This window comes from Rhodococcus parequi (assembly GCF_046042785.1).
GTDB lineage: Bacteria > Actinomycetota > Actinomycetes > Mycobacteriales > Mycobacteriaceae > Prescottella > Prescottella parequi.
In genome coordinates this window covers 111272-130264 of the sequence record NZ_JBDLNV010000003.1, presented here as the reverse complement: position 1 = coordinate 130264, position 18993 = coordinate 111272, and the positions used below count along the sequence as shown (strand labels likewise).

At 69.6% G+C, this 18993-nt stretch carries 17 protein-coding genes and 1 pseudogene; 5 read left to right on the top strand and 13 right to left on the bottom strand.

Going from position 1 to position 18993, the window contains the following annotated elements:
- Positions 1-37: 37 nt before the first annotated feature.
- The 4 genes and pseudogenes from ABEU20_RS08845 to ABEU20_RS08830 form a co-directional block, all read right to left on the bottom strand.
- Positions 38-1828 (bottom strand): ABC-F family ATP-binding cassette domain-containing protein, encoded by a 1791-nt coding sequence (locus ABEU20_RS08845; RefSeq protein ID WP_420164048.1) that lies wholly within the window; start codon positions 1826-1828, stop codon positions 38-40.
- Positions 1828-2763 (bottom strand): 4-(cytidine 5'-diphospho)-2-C-methyl-D-erythritol kinase, encoded by a 936-nt coding sequence (locus ABEU20_RS08840; RefSeq protein ID WP_420164047.1) that lies wholly within the window; start codon positions 2761-2763, stop codon positions 1828-1830. The genes ABEU20_RS08845 and ABEU20_RS08840 overlap by 1 nt, the downstream gene beginning before the upstream one ends.
- A 62-nt stretch (positions 2764-2825) precedes the next feature.
- Positions 2826-3573: pseudogene (locus ABEU20_RS08835) on the bottom strand (ABC transporter permease).
- A 59-nt stretch (positions 3574-3632) separates the two neighbouring features.
- Positions 3633-4592, bottom strand: a complete 960-nt coding sequence (locus ABEU20_RS08830) for an ATP-binding cassette domain-containing protein (RefSeq protein WP_420164046.1) — start codon at positions 4590-4592, stop codon at positions 3633-3635.
- Between the two features lie 110 nt (positions 4593-4702).
- On the opposite strand from ABEU20_RS08830, the gene ABEU20_RS08825 reads away from it, so the two are divergent.
- The gene (locus tag ABEU20_RS08825; protein WP_420164045.1) at positions 4703-5671 is read left to right on the top strand and encodes a helix-turn-helix transcriptional regulator; all 969 of its coding nucleotides are present in this window, start codon (positions 4703-4705) and stop codon (positions 5669-5671) included.
- Here the strand turns inward: ABEU20_RS08825 and ABEU20_RS08820 are convergent.
- Together ABEU20_RS08820 and cspE are read right to left on the bottom strand one after the other, a co-directional pair.
- Positions 5656-6153, bottom strand: coding sequence for a nuclear transport factor 2 family protein (locus ABEU20_RS08820; protein ID WP_420164044.1), 498 nt, complete (start codon positions 6151-6153; stop codon positions 5656-5658). The genes ABEU20_RS08825 and ABEU20_RS08820 overlap by 16 nt on opposite strands.
- A gap of 133 nt (positions 6154-6286) precedes the next feature.
- Positions 6287-6490, bottom strand: a complete 204-nt coding sequence (gene cspE, locus ABEU20_RS08815; protein ID WP_005514750.1) for a transcription antiterminator/RNA stability regulator CspE — start codon at positions 6488-6490, stop codon at positions 6287-6289.
- A gap of 337 nt (positions 6491-6827) precedes the next feature.
- Here cspE and ABEU20_RS08810 point away from each other — a divergent pair, with 337 nt between their 5' ends.
- The 3 genes from ABEU20_RS08810 to ABEU20_RS08800 are packed head-to-tail and all read left to right on the top strand — an operon-like array spanning position 6828 to position 10233.
- Complete coding sequence (locus ABEU20_RS08810) at positions 6828-7037, top strand: heavy-metal-associated domain-containing protein (RefSeq protein ID WP_420164043.1); 210 nt, start codon at positions 6828-6830, stop codon at positions 7035-7037.
- 8 nt (positions 7038-7045) lie between these two features.
- Positions 7046-7975 (top strand): hypothetical protein, encoded by a 930-nt coding sequence (locus tag ABEU20_RS08805; protein ID WP_420164042.1) that lies wholly within the window; start codon positions 7046-7048, stop codon positions 7973-7975.
- On the top strand, positions 7975-10233 hold the full coding sequence (locus ABEU20_RS08800; protein ID WP_420164041.1) for a heavy metal translocating P-type ATPase: 2259 nt from the start codon (positions 7975-7977) through the stop codon (positions 10231-10233). Before ABEU20_RS08805 ends, ABEU20_RS08800 begins: the two co-directional genes overlap by 1 nt.
- Positions 10234-10303: 70 nt before the next feature.
- On the opposite strand, the gene ABEU20_RS08795 is transcribed toward ABEU20_RS08800, so the two are convergent.
- From ABEU20_RS08795 to ABEU20_RS08770, 6 genes are all read right to left on the bottom strand, one after another.
- Complete coding sequence (locus ABEU20_RS08795; RefSeq protein WP_420164040.1) at positions 10304-11905, bottom strand: ABC transporter substrate-binding protein; 1602 nt, start codon at positions 11903-11905, stop codon at positions 10304-10306.
- 124 nt (positions 11906-12029) lie between these two features.
- Complete coding sequence (locus ABEU20_RS08790; protein WP_420164039.1) at positions 12030-12860, bottom strand: hypothetical protein; 831 nt, start codon at positions 12858-12860, stop codon at positions 12030-12032.
- A 152-nt stretch (positions 12861-13012) separates the two neighbouring features.
- Positions 13013-13630: an LppU family putative lipoprotein gene (gene lppU / locus ABEU20_RS08785; RefSeq protein WP_420164560.1), complete on the bottom strand. Its 618-nt coding sequence runs from the start codon at positions 13628-13630 to the stop codon at positions 13013-13015.
- A gap of 117 nt (positions 13631-13747) precedes the next feature.
- A complete protein-coding gene (gene rsmA, locus ABEU20_RS08780) occupies positions 13748-14638 on the bottom strand; it encodes a 16S rRNA (adenine(1518)-N(6)/adenine(1519)-N(6))-dimethyltransferase RsmA (RefSeq protein WP_420164038.1) in 891 nt (296 codons plus the stop codon).
- 29 nt (positions 14639-14667) lie between these two features.
- Positions 14668-15795: a transglycosylase family protein gene (locus tag ABEU20_RS08775; RefSeq protein ID WP_420164037.1), complete on the bottom strand. Its 1128-nt coding sequence runs from the start codon at positions 15793-15795 to the stop codon at positions 14668-14670.
- A 9-nt stretch (positions 15796-15804) separates the two neighbouring features.
- Positions 15805-16932 carry a transglycosylase family protein gene (locus ABEU20_RS08770; protein ID WP_420164036.1) on the bottom strand — a complete coding sequence of 376 codons (1128 nt, stop codon included), beginning with the start codon at positions 16930-16932 and terminating at the stop codon, positions 15805-15807.
- Positions 16933-17132: 200 nt separating this feature from the next.
- On the opposite strand from ABEU20_RS08770, the gene ABEU20_RS08765 reads away from it, so the two are divergent.
- The gene (locus ABEU20_RS08765; RefSeq protein ID WP_420164035.1) at positions 17133-18134 is read left to right on the top strand and encodes a pirin family protein; all 1002 of its coding nucleotides are present in this window, start codon (positions 17133-17135) and stop codon (positions 18132-18134) included.
- 19 nt (positions 18135-18153) lie between these two features.
- Here the strand turns inward: ABEU20_RS08765 and ABEU20_RS08760 are convergent, their stop codons facing one another.
- The gene (locus ABEU20_RS08760; protein WP_420164034.1) at positions 18154-18993 is read right to left on the bottom strand and encodes a TatD family hydrolase; all 840 of its coding nucleotides are present in this window, start codon (positions 18991-18993) and stop codon (positions 18154-18156) included.

Genomic DNA, 18993 nt, shown 5'->3' with positions numbered 1-18993 from the left:
TGCGATTATCGTTGCAGGGCAGCGATACCGCCCCGGCTCAGTCGAGTTCGGACGCGAGTTCCATCCACTGCTCCTCGGCCGCTTCCTTCTCGGCCACCACCTGCTTGAGTTCGGCGTCGAGGGTCATCAGCTTCGTCGGATCGGTCGCGGCCTCCGCCAGCTGGGCGTGCAGCTTCGCCTCGCGCTCGTCGAGCTTCGCCACCGCACGCTCGAGCCGAGACAGTTCCTTGCGGGCCGCGCGGTCGGCGGCACCGTCGCGCGCCACCCTGGGAGCGGAAGCCCCGGCAGTCGACGCCACCGACTGCGCCACGTTCTCCGGCTTCTGCGCGAGCACCGCGCGCCGGCGCAGGTACTCCTCGATGCCGCCGGGCAGGTTCGTCAGCTTGCCGTCGCCGAACAACGCCCACGTGGTGTCACAGATCCGCTCGATGAGATAGCGGTCGTGGGAGATGACGACCATCGTCCCGGCCCAGCCGTCGAGCAGATCCTCGAGCTGCTGCAGGGTGTCGATGTCGAGGTCGTTGGTGGGCTCGTCGAGCAGCAGCACGTTCGGCTCGGCCATCAGGACGCGGGTGAGCTGCAGACGACGACGCTCACCACCGGACAGGTCGCCGACCGGCGTGCGCTGGCGGGCCGGCGCGAAGCCGAGCCGCTCCGCGAGCTGTCCGGCCGAGATCTCCTTGTCGCCCAGTGTGATCCGCTCCGCGACATCCTTGACGGCGTCGAGCACGCGCATATCGGTGGGCAGGTCGTCGAGTTCCTGTCGGAGCCAGCCGATCTTGACGGTCTGGCCCTGGATCCGCTTGCCCGAGGCCGGTTCCAGTTCGCCTGCGAGAGTCCGCAGCAGCGTCGTCTTGCCCGAGCCGTTGACACCGACGAGACCGACGCGCTCGCCGGGCGCCAGCCGCCACGTGAGGTCGTGGACCAGTTCGCGGCCGTCCGGCGTCGTGAGCGTGGCGTCCTCGAGTTCGATGACGACCCGGCCCAGCCGCCGCTTCGCGAACGACGCGAGCGCGATGCTGTCGCGCGGGGCGGGTACGTCGGCGATGAGCGCCTCGGCGGCCTCGACGCGGTACTTCGGCTTGGAGGTGCGGGCCTGCGGTCCGCGGCGCAGCCACGCCAGTTCCTTACGCGCGAGATTCTGGCGCCGCTCCTCGGCGGCGTCCGCCTGCCGGGCACGTTCGGCGCGCGCGAAGATCCAGTCGTTGTAGCCGCCCTCGTAGCTCTCGACCTTGCCGCCCACCACTTCCCAGGTGCGCGTGGCGACGGTGTCGAGGAACCAGCGGTCGTGGGTGACGACGACGAGCGCCGAGCGCCGCGACACCAGATGCTCGGCGAGCCACTGCACGCCCTCCACGTCGAGGTGGTTGGTGGGCTCGTCGAGCACCAGCAGATCGAGTTCCTGCACGAGTGCCGCGGCCAACGCGACGCGGCGGCGCTCGCCACCGGACAGGCCGTCGACCGACACATCGAGCCCGAGGTTGTCGATACCGATGCCCGCAAGGATGCCGCGGATGCGGGCGTCTCCCGCCCACTCGTGGTCCGCGACCCCGAGCGGTCCGAGGACCACGTCACCGACCGTCGAGCCCGCGGGCAGGACGCCGCGCTGGGTGACGACCGCCATCCGCAGACCGCCGACCCGGCTGACCCGACCGGAGTCGGGCTCCTCGACGCCGGCGAGCACCTCGAGCATCGTGGTCTTGCCGCCGCCGTTGAGGCCGACGACGCCGATGCGTTCACCCTCCTGGACACCGAGCGACACGGAATCGAGCAGCGGCTTGATACCGAAGGACTTCGAAACCTGTTCGAGATTGATCAAATTCGCCATCAGAGGCTGCCTTCCGGCTCGGGGTCGATCACGCGCGCACCGGGCACGGGCCCGCTCGCGACACGGACGGTGCGGCAGACTCCCGCACCGGAGAGTTCTGCCCCCACCGCAACGGCCGCGTCGGCGTCCGTGCACAGGAACGCGCACGTCGGACCGGAACCGGAGACGATGCCGGCAAGTGCGCCGGCGGTGACTCCCGCTCGCAGGGTCCGGCGCAGGTCGGGCGCCAGCGACAGGGCCGCCGCCTGCAGGTCGTTGCCGAGCAGCGGCGCCAGCGCCTCGGCGTCACCGGCCGCGAGCGCGTGCATCAGCTCACCGACGTCGCCGACCCGCGGTGGGTCCCCCTCCGCGCGCAACCGGTCGAGTTCGCGAAACACCGTAGGCGTCGACAGCCCGCCCTTCGAGAGCGCAAGCACCCAGTGGAACGAGTTGCGGGACAGCACCGGCAGCAGCTTCTCTCCGCGCCCGGTGCCGACGGCGGTGCCGCCGTGCAGTGAGAACGGGACGTCGCTGCCCAGTCGGGCGGCGAACCCGGAGAGTGTGTCACGGTCGAGATGGAGGTGCCACAGTTCGTCGAGGGCGACCAACGCGGCGGCCGCGTCGGCGCTGCCGCCAGCCATACCACCGGCGACGGGGATACCCTTGACGATCGAGATCTCCACGTCGGGCGCGATCCCGGCCTCGGCGGCCAGCATCTCGGCAGCCTTCCAGACGAGGTTGGTGCGATCGGTGGGCACCGACTCGGCACCCTCACCCCGCACCCGGACCGACAGCGCGTCCGACGGGATCACCGACACGTCGTCCGCGAGTGACAACGCCTGGAAGACCGTGCTCAGTTCGTGGTAGCCGTCTTCTCTCAGGTCACCGACCGACAGGTGCAGGTTGACCTTGGACGGCGCCCGAACCGTGACGGGGCGAGGAACGACGGAGAGCACAGGTTCCCACAATAGGCGGTGCGCCCGAGGTGACGAAAACGCACCTCAGGCGCCACTTCCGCCTACCGCACGGACCGCACGCCGACACCCAGCCCGACGACCGCGACGGTGACGGCCGCGATCACGCCCGACAGCACCGACCCGGACGCGAGATCGCCCGCGAACAGCGTCCTCTCGGCGTCGACGACGTAGCCGAGCGGGTTGATCGCGACGAGCGCCCGCATCCAGCCCGGCGCGTCGTCGAGCGGGAGCATCGTGCCGGACAGGATGAGCATCGGGAACATCAGCGTCTGCTGCACCACCCAGAACATCCAGTCCTGATCACGGACGGCCAGCGCCAACGCGTACGACAGCGCGCCGAGGCCCACCCCGAACACGCCGAGCAACACGATGCCGACGACCGCGCCGAGCGGATCGACGTCGAGGCCCAGCGGCAGCGCCACCAGGATGATCAGGACCGCCTGGGCGGCAAGGGGAACCAACCATCTCCTTCGCGGCGCGCCCGATCAGCAGCGACGACCGGTGGAGCGGCGTCACCAGCATCCGCTCGTGCGAACCCTGCTGCATCTCCATCAGCAGGTTCGAGCCCGTCATCGACGTGCCGAAGATCGCGATCATCACCAGCACGCCGGGGATGAACCAGTTCCACACGCCCTCCCCCATGCCGGGCACGCTCTTCAGCAGCGGCCCGAACAACGCCAGCAGGATCAGCGGCTGAGCGAGGCTGAACACGACGCTCACGGGGTCGCGCAGTGTGGGACGCAGCTCACGGGCCATCACGATGCCGCTGTCGCGCACGATTCCGGTCATGGGAGATCTCCTGAGGTCTGGACGCCGAGTGGTGTCGAGGGGTGCGGAAGGGAACGCGTTCACGCGGCGGCCGTCTCGCGCAGGCTGCGGCCGGTCAACCCGAGGAAGACGTCGTCGAGGGTCGGACGGGCGATCTCCGCGGTCGCGACGTGCAGTCCGTGGTCCTCGACCACCCGGAACAGCTCGGGCAGCGTCATCTCGCCCTCGCGGGAGCGCACCTCGACGACGGCGCCGGTCACCGTGACATCGCGGACCGTCACCAGACTCGCCGCGAGGCCCGCGGCCCGGGTCGCCGCCGCCGGGTCGTCGAAGCCCACGGTCAGCAGATCACCGGCGAGATCCGCCTTGAGCGCCGACGCGGTGTCGTCGGCGATGACCGTGCCGCGGTCGATGACGATCACCCGTTCGGCCATCGCATCGGCCTCCTCGAGGTAGTGCGTGGTGAGCACGATCGTGGTGCCCATCGATTCCCGCAGTCGCAGGATGTGTTCCCACAGATTGGCCCGGCTCTGCGGATCCATACCGGTGGTCGGCTCGTCGAGGAACAGCAGTGGCGGCCGGTGGACCAGCCCGAGCGCGATGTCGAGCCGTCGGCGCTGACCGCCGGAGAGTGTGCTGACCTTCCGCGTGGCCAGGTCGTCGAGATCGAGGGCCTCGAGCAGTTCGTCCGCCCGCACGTCCGACGCCGGCTTCGTCATGCCGTAGCAGCGTCCCTGCGTCACCAACTCGTCCCGGACACGCTGGTTGTGCCCCGCCCCGCTTCCCTGGCCCACGTAGCCGATCCGGCGGCGCACCTCGTCCCGGTCCGCGGTGACGTCGAAGCCGGCCACCACAGCCCGCCCCGCCGTCGGGGCCAGCAGGGTCGTCAGCATGCGCAGCGTCGTCGACTTGCCCGCGCCGTTGGGTCCGAGCAGCGCCACCAGTTCGCCCTCGGCGACGTCCAGATCGACGTCCACCACCGCCTCGACCGTGTTCTTGCCCTGCTTGAAACGTTTGGTCAGACCCTCCGTGCGGATCATCGCGTGCATCGCCTCTGCCTCCCCGTTCTCGTGGTTCCTTCGGTCTCACCACGAAAGCTAGGAGCAATTGCGGACAGCTGGCGTCCGCAATCTCTGGAATGCTTCGACGCATGCGGGAAACCTCGGCACGGCTGCTCCGGCTGCTCTCCCTGCTCCAGACCCGACGGGACTGGTCGGGCGTGGAGCTCGCCACACGCCTGGACATCACCCCACGAACGGTGCGGCGCGACGTCGACAAGCTGCGCGGTCTCGGCTATCCGGTCGACGCGACCGTCGGCGTCGGCGGCGGATACCGGCTCGGTGCGGGCGCGGAGATGCCGCCCCTGCTGCTCGACGACGACGAAGTGCTGGCCGTCGCGCTCGGCCTGCAGTCCGGCGCGACCGGTTCCGTCGTCGGGATCGGCGAATCGTCGGTGCGGGCGCTCACCAAGCTGCGGCAGGTGATGCCGTCACGGCTGCGACACCGGCTCGAAGCACTGCAGGTGGACGTCGTGCAGCGCGAACCGGCCCCGAGTGCGGTGGACGCCGCGGTCCTGTCGGCGATCGCGTCGGTGTGCCACGGCCACGAGCGCCTCCGATTCGACTACCGGGCACACGACGGCAGCGAGACCCGGCGCGAGGTCGAGCCGTATCGACTGGTCCGCTCCGGGGCGCGCTGGTATCTCGTCGCGTGGGACCTGTCCAGGGACGACTGGCGTTCGTTCCGGGTCGACCGGATGGAACCGAAGATCCCGACCGGACCGCGCTTCGCGCCCCGCGAGCTGCCGCCGGGCGGCGCTGCAGAGTTCGTCGCGCGCGGCATCGGCCGGGCCGTGACCCGCGTGCGTGCCCGGGTGCTGCTGCACGCCCCGATCGAGGAGATCTCGCCGATGGTGGATCCTGCCTGGGGCACCCTCGAGGACGCGCCGGACGACCGCTGCGTGGTGGCGCTGGGCGGCGAATCCCCGTCCTCCATCGCGCGATGGCTCAGCGCGTTCGACGTCGACTTCACGGTGCTCGATCCTCCGGAACTGCGCGACGAGTGCCGACGTCGCGCCGAGCATCACGCACTGGTCGCCCAGCGCTACCGCGGCGCCTGACCCGGGACGTCCATCCAGCTGCCGCCGACGTCGTTGCGGATCCAGTCCACCTCGATCCGTCGGTCCGCGATCGCCCAGTGGCCGTCACGGCGTTCGAATCTGTCCAGGTAACGCAGCCACACCGTGAGGAAGTTGCGGGTCGAGTGGCCCGCGTCGGCCGCACTGGTGTGTTGCGCCATTGCGTATGTCTCGGTGTCGGCCACGTCACCGTTCAGCTCGATCAACCGGTTTCCGGCGAAGTGGAAGGTGCGATCGAACAGGCCGAAGCCGGCCGGGTCGGCGAGGAACTGCATGAAGTCGTCCAGCCCACCCTGGTAGAACGGCGCGTAGTCGTTGTGGGCGTCGTCGAAGAAGCAGCCGCGCACCAGATCCCAGTCACGGCGGTCGACACCCCGGAAGTAGCGGAGCAGGACGTCGTCGATCTCGGCACGATCCGAGAGTGCGCGGAGTTCGTCGGCAGCCAACGTCGTCCTTTCGGTCACTTGGGCAGTTGCCGAACCCTACTTCCGAATCGCCGACCGGTCCCGCGAATCCGCCCGGAAATGCCGAAACGGGGCCCCATCCTCACGGATGGAGCCCCGTTCACGTCAGTTCCCGGTCAGGCCGGGCGCGACATCAGACCGCGGTGACGTCGGTGGCCTGCGGGCCCTTGTTGCCCTGGCCGATCTCGAAGCGAACGCGCTGGTTCTCCTCGAGGGTCCGGAAGCCGTTGGTCTGGATGGCCGAGTAGTGGACGAAGACGTCGGCGCTGCCGTCGTCGGGCGCGATGAAGCCGAAGCCCTTTTCAGCGTTGAACCACTTCACGGTGCCTTCTGCCATGTTTCTTTCTCTCTCTTACGAAGTGCAAACTCGGGAAACTCCAGGTCAGGGGTTCCCGGGCCGGTGTCACACGGCGGCTTCGTCGATTCTCGGAGAGAGAACCCGTCCGCCCGCAACTTCAGGATTTGCGAGCGTGGACTAACACAAACACAAAAACTACGACCGAGACCAAGTCAACCACACCCGGCACGGAAGCGCCCGGGGACCCTCGTCACACCCCGCCGTGGTGACGCACATCTCTTCCCGCCCCTTGCCATCGATACCCCCCAGGGGTACCTTTCGAAGTGTCACGACGAGGTACCCACACGGGGTACCAGTACCAGAGCAAGGAGTCGACATGAGCACCGCCGAGTACACCGTCACCGGAATGACCTGCGGACACTGCGTCTCCTCGGTCGAGGAAGAGGTCGGCGCCATCGGCGGCGTCTCCGACGTCGCGGTCGACCTGAAGTCGGGCCGCCTCACCGTCACCTCCGCCGAGCCCCTCCCCGTCGACGCGGTCACCGCCGCCGTCGAAGAGGCGGGCTACACCGCACAGCCGATCTGAGGAATCCGATGCGCACGTCCACCACGCTCATCGCCTACGCCGGGGGGCTCGCGGTCGTCTTCGCCGCGGCCCTCGGCGTGGGCGCCGTCACGGGAAGTCCGATCGACATGACGAGCACCCACACCGACAGCCATGCGGCCGCCGACCCCGAGCCCGCCTCGGGCGTCCCCGCCGGGCTACAGGTTTCGCAGGACGGCTACACCCTCGGCGAGATCACCGCGCCCACGCTCGCCGGCCGGTCCGGCACGCTGAGCTTCCGCATCCTGGATGCCGACGGCGCCCCGGTGCGCCGGTACGACGACCTCCACGAGAAGCAGTTGCACCTGATCGTCGTCCGTTCGGACACCGGCGAGTTCCGCCACGTCCACCCCACCCTGGGCCCGGACGGCACGTGGTCGATCGACTGGGCCTGGCCGACCGGCGGCACCTATCGGGTCTTCGCCGACTTCCAGGCGAGCGGTGGCCCGGGCCAGCTGACCCTGGGACGCAACGTCGACGTCGTCGGCGACCTGCAGCCGGCCGCATTGCCGGCCGCCTCGCGCACCGCGACGGTCGACGGCTACACGGTCGCCCTCGCCGGCGACCTCACCACGGCCGGCGGCCCGCTGACGCTCACGGTCACCCGCGACGGCGCACCCGTCACCGATCTCGACCCCTACCTGGGCGCGTACGGCCACCTGGTCGCGCTACGCACCGGCGACCTCGCCTACCTGCACGTGCACCCCGAGGGAGAGCCCGGTGACGGCGTCACCGCACCCGGCCCGGACGTCACGTTCCATGCGCAGGCCCCGAGCGTCGGCACCTACCGACTGTTCCTCGACTTCCAGCACGAGGGCACCGTCCGCACCGCCGAGTTCACCGTTCCGGTGGGCCCGACGCCCACCCCCACCGCGGGATCCACACCCGCGCCTCACGACGGTCACGAAGGAGGACACTGATGACTACCGCCGATCTCGCCACCGGCCGCAGTGACACCATCGAACTCGCGATCGGCGGTATGACGTGCGCCTCGTGCGCCGCCCGAGTCGAGAAGAAGCTCAACAAGATCGAGGGCGTCACCGCCACCGTGAACTACGCCACCGAGAAGGCGAAGATCGCCTTCCCCGAGGGCGTCAGCACTGACGATCTCGTCACCGCGGTCGAGAATGCCGGCTACACGGCGGCCCTACCCACTCCCCCGTCCGCCGAGGATTCCGCCGACGGCGAGGACCCCCGGGATCGCGAACTCGCGGCGCTGCGCACCCGGCTGATCGTCTCGGCGATCCTGTCGATTCCGGTCATCGCGATGGCGATGGTCCCGGCACTGCAGTTCGACAACTGGCAGTGGCTCTCCCTCACGCTCGCCGCACCGGTGATCGTGTGGGCCGGTCTACCGTTCCACCGCGCCGCCTGGACCAACCTGCGGCACGGCACCGCGACGATGGACACCCTCATCTCGCTCGGCACCACCGCCGCGTTCGCGTGGTCGCTGTACGCACTGTTCTTCGGCACCGCCGGCGCGCCAGGTATGAAGCACGCGTTCGAGCTGACCGTCAACCGGATGGACGGCGCCGCCAACATCTACCTCGAGGTCGCCGCCGGCGTCATCACGTTCGTGCTCGCCGGACGGTACTTCGAGGCCAAGTCCAAGCGGACCGCCGGCGCCGCGCTGCGCGCCCTGCTCGAACTGGGCGCCAAGGAAGTGTCGGTCCTGCGTGACGGTGCCGAATCCCGCATTCCCGCAGACCAATTGCGCGTCGACGACCTGTTCGTGGTCCGCCCCGGCGAGAAGATCGCCACAGACGGTGTCGTGGTCGAGGGCAACTCGGCCGTCGACATGAGCATGCTCACCGGCGAATCGGTGCCCGTCGAGGTGGGGGTCGGCGAGGACGTCGTCGGCGCCACCGTCAACGCGGGCGGACGCCTCGTGGTGCGGGCCCGCCGGGTCGGCAGCGACACCCAGCTCGCCCAGATGGCCGCGCTCGTCGAGGACGCCCAGAACGGCAAGGCCGAGGTGCAACGCCTCGCCGACCGGATCGCCGGCGTGTTCGTCCCCATCGCGATCGCGATCTCCGTTGCGGCCCTGGGCTACTGGATCGGCACCGGCAATCCGCTGCAGATGGCCTTCACGGCTGCCGTCGCGGTACTCATCATCGCGTGCCCGTGCGCCCTGGGCCTGGCGACCCCGACCGCTCTGCTGGTCGGCACCGGACGCGGTGCCCAGCTCGGCGTCCTCATCAAGGGACCCGAGGTACTCGAAACCACGCGCGGCGTCGACACCATCGTGCTCGACAAGACCGGCACCGTCACCACCGGCAAGATGGCCCTGCTCGACGTGGTGACCGCCGACGGAGTCGACCGCAACGAGGCTCTGCGACTGGTGGGTGCGCTCGAGAATGCGTCGGAGCACCCGATCGCACAGGCCGTCGCGGCCGGAGCTGCCGACGGCGTCGGAACCCTGCCCGGCGTGGAGGACTTCGTGAACGTCGAGGGCAAGGGCGTGCAGGGCGTCGTCGACGGCCACGCCGTGGTCGCCGGACGTGAGAGCCTTCTCGCGGACTGGTCGCTGCACCTGCCCGACGCCCTCGCCCGGGCGAAGCGGGAGGCCGAGAAGCTGGGCCGCACCGCGATCGCCGCCGGCTGGGACGGCCGCGCGCGTGCCGTGTTCGTGGTCGCCGACGCGATCAAGGACACCAGCGCGGACGCGGTGCGCCGATTCAAGCAGCTGGGACTGAACCCGGTCCTGCTCACCGGCGACAACGAGACCGTCGCCCGCACCGTCGCGGCACAGGTCGGCATCGACACCGTGATCGCCGAGGTGCTGCCCGGCGACAAGGTCGAGGCCGTCCAGAAGCTGCAGGCGGACGGCAAGGTCGTCGCGATGGTCGGCGACGGCGTCAACGACGCGGCCGCACTCGCCCAGGCCGATCTGGGCCTGGCGATGGGCACCGGCACCGACGTCGCGATCGAGGCCGCCAACATCACCCTGGTTCGCGGCGACCTCCGCTCGGCCGCCGACGCGATCGAACTGTCCCGCAAGACCCTTCGCACCATCAAGGGCAATCTGTTCTGGGCCTTCGCCTACAACGCGGCGGCGATCCCGCTCGCCGCCGCGGGCCTGCTGAACCCGATGCTCGCCGGTGCGGCGATGGCATTCTCGAGCGTGATCGTCGTCAGCAACAGCCTGCGGCTGCGGCGGTTCGCCCCGTCCGTCTAGCGGCACGAGCACGAGGGCCCGGCGACCACACGGCCGCCGGGCCCTCGTCACGTCACCGTGCCGGACGCGGTCAGTTGCGACCGGCCTTGTCGAGCAGCATGATTCCCGTCGCGGTGGGAACCACACCGCCGACATTCTTCTGCCACGCCACGTAGATCATCACCGAACTCACCGGGACGCTCGGGACGGTCTCGTTCCACAGCGTCTGGATCTCGGCCAGCACACCGCGGATCTGGTCGTCGCCGTCGGCGGCCTGCAGCTTGTCGAGCAGCACCTCCATCTGCGGGTTCGAGTAGCCCGCGAAGTTGGCGGTCGACGTCGCCGACAGGGTCGTGTCCAGGCCCAGGTACGGAATCGCCTCGTACAGGCCGATACCGGCGTGCGCCATGTCGTAGTCGCGCTGGACGTACACCTGCTTGACGATATCGCCGGCGTTGTTGGCGTTGATGATGTTCACCGTGAACCCGACCGCCTGCAGCAGGGACTGCACGGCCAGGCCTATCGCAGCCTCACTCGGCTCCTGCAGCACGATGTAGTCCAACTTGCCGTCGTAGCCGTCGGCCTTCGCCTCGTCGAGCAGCTTGCGAGCGGCGTCGGGATCGAACGGCACGCCGTCGACGTCGGTGGCCCAGCGGGAGAGGTCGTTGAACATGGCCTTCCCGGGCAGTCCCAGACCGTTGTCGCCGCGCTGACCGACCAGTTCCGGATCGATCGCCAGCGCAATCGCCCTGCGCACCCGGACATCCGCGCCGGGCCGACCCTCACGGTTGTTGACGAGCTCGGCTCCGCCACTGTTGAGGATGCTGAAGGAGCCGGGGTAGCCGGCGTCGATCGTGTCGTAGATCGCCTGGGGGTTGCCTCGCAGGAAGCCGATGTCGATGCCGTTGGTGCGCATCGACTCCAGGTTCTCACGCGAACCGCTCAGCGCGATGAAGCGCAGCTTGTCGGACTTGGGCTTGCCGTTCCAGTAGTCGGCGCGCGCCGTGAGCACTCGCTCCTCGTTGGGCGCGTAGCGGTCCAGGACGAAGGGGCCGGCGCCGATCGGCTTGAAGGCCTCACCCTCGCCCGCACCGGGCGCGACGATCATCCCGTGCCCGAGCGCCAGCATCGACGGGAACGTGGGCCACTTCTTGCTCAGACGGAACTCGACCGTCTGCGGGTCGACGGCCGTCGTCGACTCGACGGCGTCCACCCACACCGCGGCGCCGTTGCCCTTGTTGGTGTTGTAGCGGTTGATGCTCGCCACCACCGCATTCGCATCGAGCGGGGTGCCATCGCTGAAGGTGACGCCGGGGCGCAGCTTCAACGTCCAGACGTTCCCCGCCTGGTCCGACGTCAGCGACTGCGCCAGGCGCGGCACGAAATCGCCCGTCGTCTCGTCGTACCGGAGCAGGACATCGTAGACGGCGGCCAACTCGTCGCCGCCACTGCCGCCCCGCGCGGTGGTCCTGGCCGGGTCGAGCACCGCCGCCAGCGCCTGCACGCTGAACGTCAGCTGCGGCGTGGAGCCCGTCGGGTCCGGGGCCTGGTCACCCACCAAGCCCACCGCGGGCGGGGTGCGAGTGTCGCCGGCCTCGCCGCCGCTGTCCGAACTGGCACAACCGGCGAGCACCAGCGCACTCGCGACCAACACCGTCGTCAGGCCCCTACCGAACCTCGCCCTGCTACCCACGCACCCTCCAGCCGCTACGGTGTGACTCGCGCCACACATCCGCGGAGACGTTATCCGGCGGCAGAACGTACGGAATGCCCGGTCCCATTGAGCGGGAAAATGCCTGCGTGGAAGACGTCGACGGCTAGGAGGACACGCTGCCGAACAGGTTGCCGAGGCTGCCCAGGCTGCCCAGGGATCCCGCTCCGGCCGGCTCGGGATCGTTCTTGGCGAAATCGGTGGTGCAGCCGTTGAACTGCACGGCATCGACCAGTGTCGACGTCGCCGCCGAGCCCGAGCCGACGCTCACCCCGTAGTGCTCGACGGTCGCGTTCGGGTTCGCCTCCGAGATCGCCGCCAGCGTGGTCGGCACACGATCCTCCGCGCCGTCGATGTTCTGGGTGCTCCACCACAGACCCTTCTGGATCTGCTCGTGCGTCGCACCTTCGGCGACGGTGGCACCCGGCTCGGCGACCCACACGAGCGTGGTGAAGCCGTTGTCGAACTTGCCGCCGGTGGTGCCCAGCAGACGGATCTGGAACGACGCGGTGGACGTGGCCGCCTTCTCGGCGAAACCGATGTCCTTCGAGATGACGTCCGCGAGCGCGACGCCACCGGCCTCGTGGTACCACGCGGTGCGGTCCGACGGACCCGTCACGGCCAGCTCGAGCGAGCCGTTCTCGTCGAGCACGGTGTCCGCGGAATACGCGGCCTCCTGGCCCTTCTCGTCCTCGAACGGCACGCCCCAACCCGCGGGCGTCGGCTCGGTCGACAGTGCGTCACACGTGAAACCACCCGCCGGCTCGTCGGACGAGCTGCCGAGGGAACCGGACACGCTGCCGAGGGACCCGGAGGAACTACCGAGGGAACCACCGAGCGAGCCGGAGGCGGCCGAGGACATGGCCGGCGAGACCAGGATCGCGGTACCGGCGATCGCGACCACCGTGGCGACGCGACGAAGCGAACTACTCGACATGGGAAGACCTTTCGGATGCAGAAACAGGCTGTACCCCAACGAAGTTAGAGAGCCACAGCCCGTTTCCGCTGCCCCGGAAGCGGTCTTCGGTACGAAGGTAGGAGGCGTTTCCTACGAAAGTAGGAGGACCCTCGTGGTCGACATCGCGCCGCCTACAGCGGACGGACCGTCTCCGTGCACACCGTGAACTCACGCTCGTCGTGGACGTACCCGCCCTCCGAGCACTGCTCGACGTCGGTGGCGCCTTCGATGACCTCGATCGCGCGCTCGATGCCCGGGGCGGACGGGTGATCGCAGTCGACGCGCTGCGGCTCGTCGTCGTCACCGTCGGGCAGACTCATGCAGCCGCCCATCACCCAGTCGATGTCGAGGCACAGCGCGCCCCGCTCACTCCCCCACTTGGTCTCGTAGTAGACCTGATCGACGTCCGACGCGCACTGCGCGTTCTTCGCGGCCTTGCCGACGACCTTGTAATTGGATTTCTCACTGCCACAGACGGCTTCGTCGATGGTCGCGGCGTCCGCCGTACCGCCCAGGCGCACACAGTCGCCGATCTCGACGTCGATGTCGACCCGGCCGCCCTGGTCGGCGCCCAGCGGCGCGGACGTGGTCGTCGTCGTCGTCGTCGAAGTCTCGCCGGCCGTGGAGGTGCCACCGGCTGTCGCCGTACCCTCCACCGACGTCCCACACCCTGCCGCAGCCAATCCCGCCAGCACGACCACGACGGCACCGGATCGCCGAACGATCGCCCGAATTCCCTTGCTCACAATCACATTCCTCACACCAGCCCCGTCACCGGGGACCACAGCTCGACGATCCGACAGGAACGGACCGCCTGGACCATTGTTGCCGAAACAGTATCGAGAGGGAACGTCGGCCGTCGAGTGTCAGGGGACGTCGGCCAGACGCACGAACGCCGCCGCGTCGAGTTTCTCACCGCGCGTGGATGGTTCGATCCCCGCCGCGACGAGACGTCGCTCGGCTTCGACTGGCGAACCGGCCCAGCCGGCGAGGGCTGCACGAAGTGTCTTGCGGCGCTGAGCGAACGCCGCATCGATCACGGCGAAGACCTTGCGCCGATGGTCGGCGTCGATCGGCCACGGCGCATCCTGGTACCGGTCGATCCGCACCAGACCGGACTCGACCTGCGGCACCGGCCAGAACACCGCCCGGCCGACGTGACCGGCACGCTTGACGGTGCCGAAGAAGTTGGCCTTGACGCTGGGCACGCCGTACACCTTGTTGCCGGGAGTGGCCGCCAGCCGGTCCGCCACCTCGGCCTGCACCATGACCAGCGCGGTACGCAGACTCGGGAACTCGGCGAACAGGTGCAGCAGCACCGGGACGGCCACGTTGTAGGGCAGGTTCGCGACGAGCGCGGTGGGCTCGGCCGGGACGTCGTCGGGCATCACTCGCATCGCGTCAGCGGCCACCACGGTGAGTCGATCCGCGAGTTCGGGCGCGCGATCGGCGACCGTCGCGGGCAACCGGGCAGCGAGCTTGGGATCGATCTCGACGGCGACCACGCGATCGACGACATCGAGCAGGGCCAGCGTCAGCGAACCGAGACCCGGGCCGACCTCGAGAACGGTGTCCTGCGGACCGACGCCGGCCACCGAGACGATCCGGCGGACGGTGTTGGCGTCGTGCACGAAGTTCTGGCCGAGCTGCTTGGTGGGGCGCACCCCGAACTCTTCGGCGAGGGCGCGGACCTCGGCGGGCCCCAGGAGGGCGGCCTGTCCTCGCGGATGGACGGGGGGCGGCACGGCGTCTGACACCTGAAGAACCTAACGCACGGGGAAACGGGTCAGCGCAGGCCCAGCTTGCTGGTGCACGACGGCCACGCACCCCAGCCCTGCGTCTGCTGGGTGCGGGATGCGATCGCGATCTGCTCCTCGCGGGTCGCGAGGTCGGCGCGCGGCGCGTACTTCAGGCCACCCTGGCGCTCCCACGTGTTCTGGTCGAACTGCACGCCGCCGTAGAAGCCGTTGCCCGTGTTGATCGCCCAGTTGCCGGTGGCCTCGCACTGGGCCAGCGCGTCCCACGTGGCACCGTTCTGCACCGGCGGCACCTCGGTGCCCGGCTTGGCGCCGACCCGGACGACCTTCGGCTGCGCCGGGGCCGTGACGGTCGACCCGACCGGCGTGCGACCGGTCTCGACACCGTTGACGGTCGTGACCTCGTACGTGACGTCCGCGACGCCGGCACTGCCGGGGTTCTCCACGACGGTGCGGCTCATGTTCATGGACGGATCCTCGATCCGCTGCTCCGGCGGTGCGACCGGCTCGGTCAGCACGCGGGTCTCCACCCGGCCTCGGGTGACGGTGACCTCCATACCGTCCGCGAGCGGCGTCTCCGCGGGCGGCTCGACGGTGTCGGCCTGCTCGAGGGGAGTGCCGTGCGCGGAGAGGAAATCGCCGACCGTGGGCGCGGCGAGGCGGATGTCCGTCGGGGCGGACGCACCGTCGACCAGCTTCACCGTGCGGGGGCTCAGCACGTCGAGGTCGGAGCCCTCGAGCGGCAGGCGCTGCGAGCGGTTCGCGGAAACGTGCACGTCACCGGCGAGCCGGAACTGGTTCAGGGCCTCGTCGACGGTGAGCGCCGTCGTCCACACCGTGCGCTGCTGACCGTCCACGGTGAGCGCGACCTCGCGTCCGCGACGGAGGACCACCGTGTCGCCGTCGGACAGCCCGGAGTCCGCGGCCGGTGCCACGACGTCGTGCTCGCCGACGCTGTAGCCCGCGGCCGCGAGTGCCCCGTCGACCTTCGACGACATCGTGCCGACCGTCACCAGTTCCCCGTCGACGTCGACGGTCACCGTCTTGTGCTGCGTCACGGCGACTCCGCCACCGACCGTGAGGGTCACGAGCGTTGCGGCGACCACGCCGTACATCAGCGGCGACCGACTCGAGTTGATCTTCGACAGTGGCGACATCGCGATTCCTTACCGGAGACCCAACTTGCTCGAACATGACGGCCACGCGCCCCAGCCCTGCGCGGCCTGAACCTTCTCGGCGACGGCGATCTGCTGCTCGCGCGACGCGCGGTCGGCCGTCGGCGCGTACTGCGTGCCGCCGTAGGCGGCCCACGTGCTCTGCGAGAACTGGAGCCCGCCGTGGAAGCCGTTGCCGTTGTTGATCGACCAGTTGCCCGTCGCCTCGCACTGCGCGAGCGAGTCCCACACCGACCCGTTCGCGACCGACGGAACCGCCGGCCGGGGCTTGGTTCCGACCCGCACGACTGCCGGTGCGGCCTCGCGGACCACCGCCGACGACAGTTCCTGGCGCTGCGTCTCGACCCCGTTGACGGTCGTGACGCTCGCCGTCACCGTTCGCTCGCCCGGGGAGCCCGGGTTCTCGACGGTGGTCTTGCCCTGCTCGAGCGCCGGATCGTCGACGCGGTTCTCGGGCACCTGGATCGGCAGCGTCTCCGTGCGGGTCTCGGTGCGCGTCCGGGTCACCACGATCTCGAGACCGTCGGTGAGCGGCGTCTCCGGCGCGGGAACGACCGTGTCGGCCTGTTCGAGCGGCACGTTCGTGACGGTGAGGAGGTCACCGACCGTCGGCGCCGCGACCCGGACGTCCGCGTGCGGGGCACCGTTGTCGGAGATCCGCACCGCCTTCGCGTTCACGACGTCGAACTCGATGCCGTCGAGCGGGATTCGCTGGCCGCGCGACGCGGACACGTAGGCATCCCCGGCGACGCTCAGCTGACGCATCGCGTCGTCGACCGTGAGGGCGGTCGACCAGACGGTGCGGCGCTCGCCGTCCACCGTGAGTGCGATCTCCCGGGCGCGGCGCAGGACGACCGTGTCGCCGTCGGACAGTTTCGCGTCGGCGCTCGGTGCGACGACGTCGTGCTCACCGATCGGGTAGCCGGCATTGTCCAGCACGGAACCGACCTCGGAACGCAGTGTGCTGAGTGCGATCTGCTCGCCGTCGACGTCGAGGGTGATCGTCTTGTGCTGAGTGACGACCAGGCCTCCACCGACGAGAAGGGTCATGAAGAGTGCGGCGACCACGACATACAGGAGCGGCGACCTGGCGGTGTTGATCCGAGCAAAAGGCGACACGACAAATCCTGGGGCAGACGACAGGTTCGATCACAGCACGGTAACGGTGGGGCTGTGATGTGGCAACCACATGATCTCGATCAGCACAATCGCAGCTACGAAGATATCGAGGAAAGCGCTGGTCGATCACGAATCGGTTACGGGAACTTTCCGGCAGTTGCGCGTGTCACACCCGACCGGGCCCGTGGGAGGGTAGGGACATGAGCAACGTCGAAGCCGAACCGATCGAGATCGAGTGCGAGAACGGCCCGCGTGCGGGCGCGACGGGCCGTCCGCTCTCCGAGATCATCACCTCCCGCGAGGTCCCGCTGGGAGGACCACGGGCGATGCCTGTGCGCCGGACGCTGCCGCAACGACAGCGGTCGCTGATCGGCGCATGGTGCTTCGCCGACCACTACGGCCCCGACGACGTCGCGCGCACCGGCGGCATGGACGTCGCACCGCACCCGCACACCGGACTGCAGACCGTGAGCTGGCTGTTCACCGGTGAGATCGAGCACCGCGACAGCCTCGGCATGCACGCGCTGGTCCGGCCCGGCGAGGTCAATCTCATGACCGGCGGCCACGGCATCTGCCATTCCGAGGTCTCGACGGCGGACACGACCGTGCTGCACGGTGTCCAACTGTGGGTGGCGCTGCCCGACGACGCCCGCGACGCCCCGCGCAACTTCGAGCACTACACACCGCCGGTCGTGTCCGTCGACGGCGCGTCAGCCCGCGTCTTCCTCGGCTCACTGGCCGACTCGACCTCGCCCGTCCACACCTTCACTCCCCTGCTCGGTGCAGAACTCGTCCTCGAGCCGCGCGCCGAGGTGCGCCTCGACGTCGATCCGGCGTTCGAGCACGGCATCCTGGTCGACACCGGTGCGGTCGGTGTCGAGGGCCTCGAACTCGCCCGCGCCGACCTCGGCTACGTCGGAACCGGAGCCGCCGACCTGACGCTGACGAACCTCACCGACGAACCGGCGTGCGTCGTGCTGCTCGGCGGCGAACCGTTCGACGAGGAAATCGTGATGTGGTGGAACTTCGTGGGCCGCAGCCACGACGAGATCGAGCAGTTCCGCGACGAGTGGCAAGCCGGGTCGGACCGCTTCGGCGCGGTGCAGGGCTATACCGGCGACGTGGCGCGACTGCCCGCACCGCCGCTGCCGAACGCGCGGATCCGGCCCCGGAAGAACCCGCGACGGCCGAGCCGTCCGTAGATTCCCGTCGGCCGAGCGATCAGCCGCGCGCGGGCAGACGGTACACGCGCTCGGCTGTCGCGGTCGACGCCTTCGCCAGTTCGACGGGGTCCTCGCCGCGCACGTCGGCGAGGGCCCGCAGCGTGTACGGCAGGCAGTACGACTGGTTGGGCGCGCCGCGGAACGGGTGCGGGGTGAGATACGGCGCGTCCGTCTCGACGAGCAACTGCTCCGACGGGACCAGCAGCGCGGCCTCGCGCAGCGCCTTCGCGTTCTTGAAGCTGACGGTGCCGGAGAAACTCAGCACGTAGCCGGCGTCGACGCACGCGCGCGCCATCGTCGCGTCGGACGAGAAACAGTGGAAGATCACCGTGTCCGGGGCGCCCTCGGAGTCGAGGACGCGCAGCAGGTCGGTGTCGGCCTCGCGGTTGTGGATCATCACCGGCTTCCCGAGGCGCTTCGCGAGGTCGATGTGCCAGCGGAACCCGTCCTCCTGCTCCTCCGGCGTCGCGCAGCCGTCGAGCTTGCCGGGCCAGTACAGGTCCAGGCCCGTCTCCCCCACCGCGACGACGCGCGGGTCGGACGCCAGGCGCTCGATCTCCGCCTTGGTGTCGTCGTCGAGGGCGTTGGCCCGGGTCGGGTGGATCGCAACCGCCGCGAAGACCCGCTCGTCCCAGTTCGCGGCGTCCACCGCGAACTGCGCGGCAGCCAGATCGTCGGCCACGGTGACGATCCGTTCGACCCCGACCGAGGCTGCACGGTCGACGATCACCCGCGTGGTCTCCGCGTCGGTGGCACCGCACGCATCGAGATGGGTATGGGCGTCGACGAGCGGAAAAAGCGGCTCGGGCAGGTCCGGGGCGGGACGATCTTTGCTCAC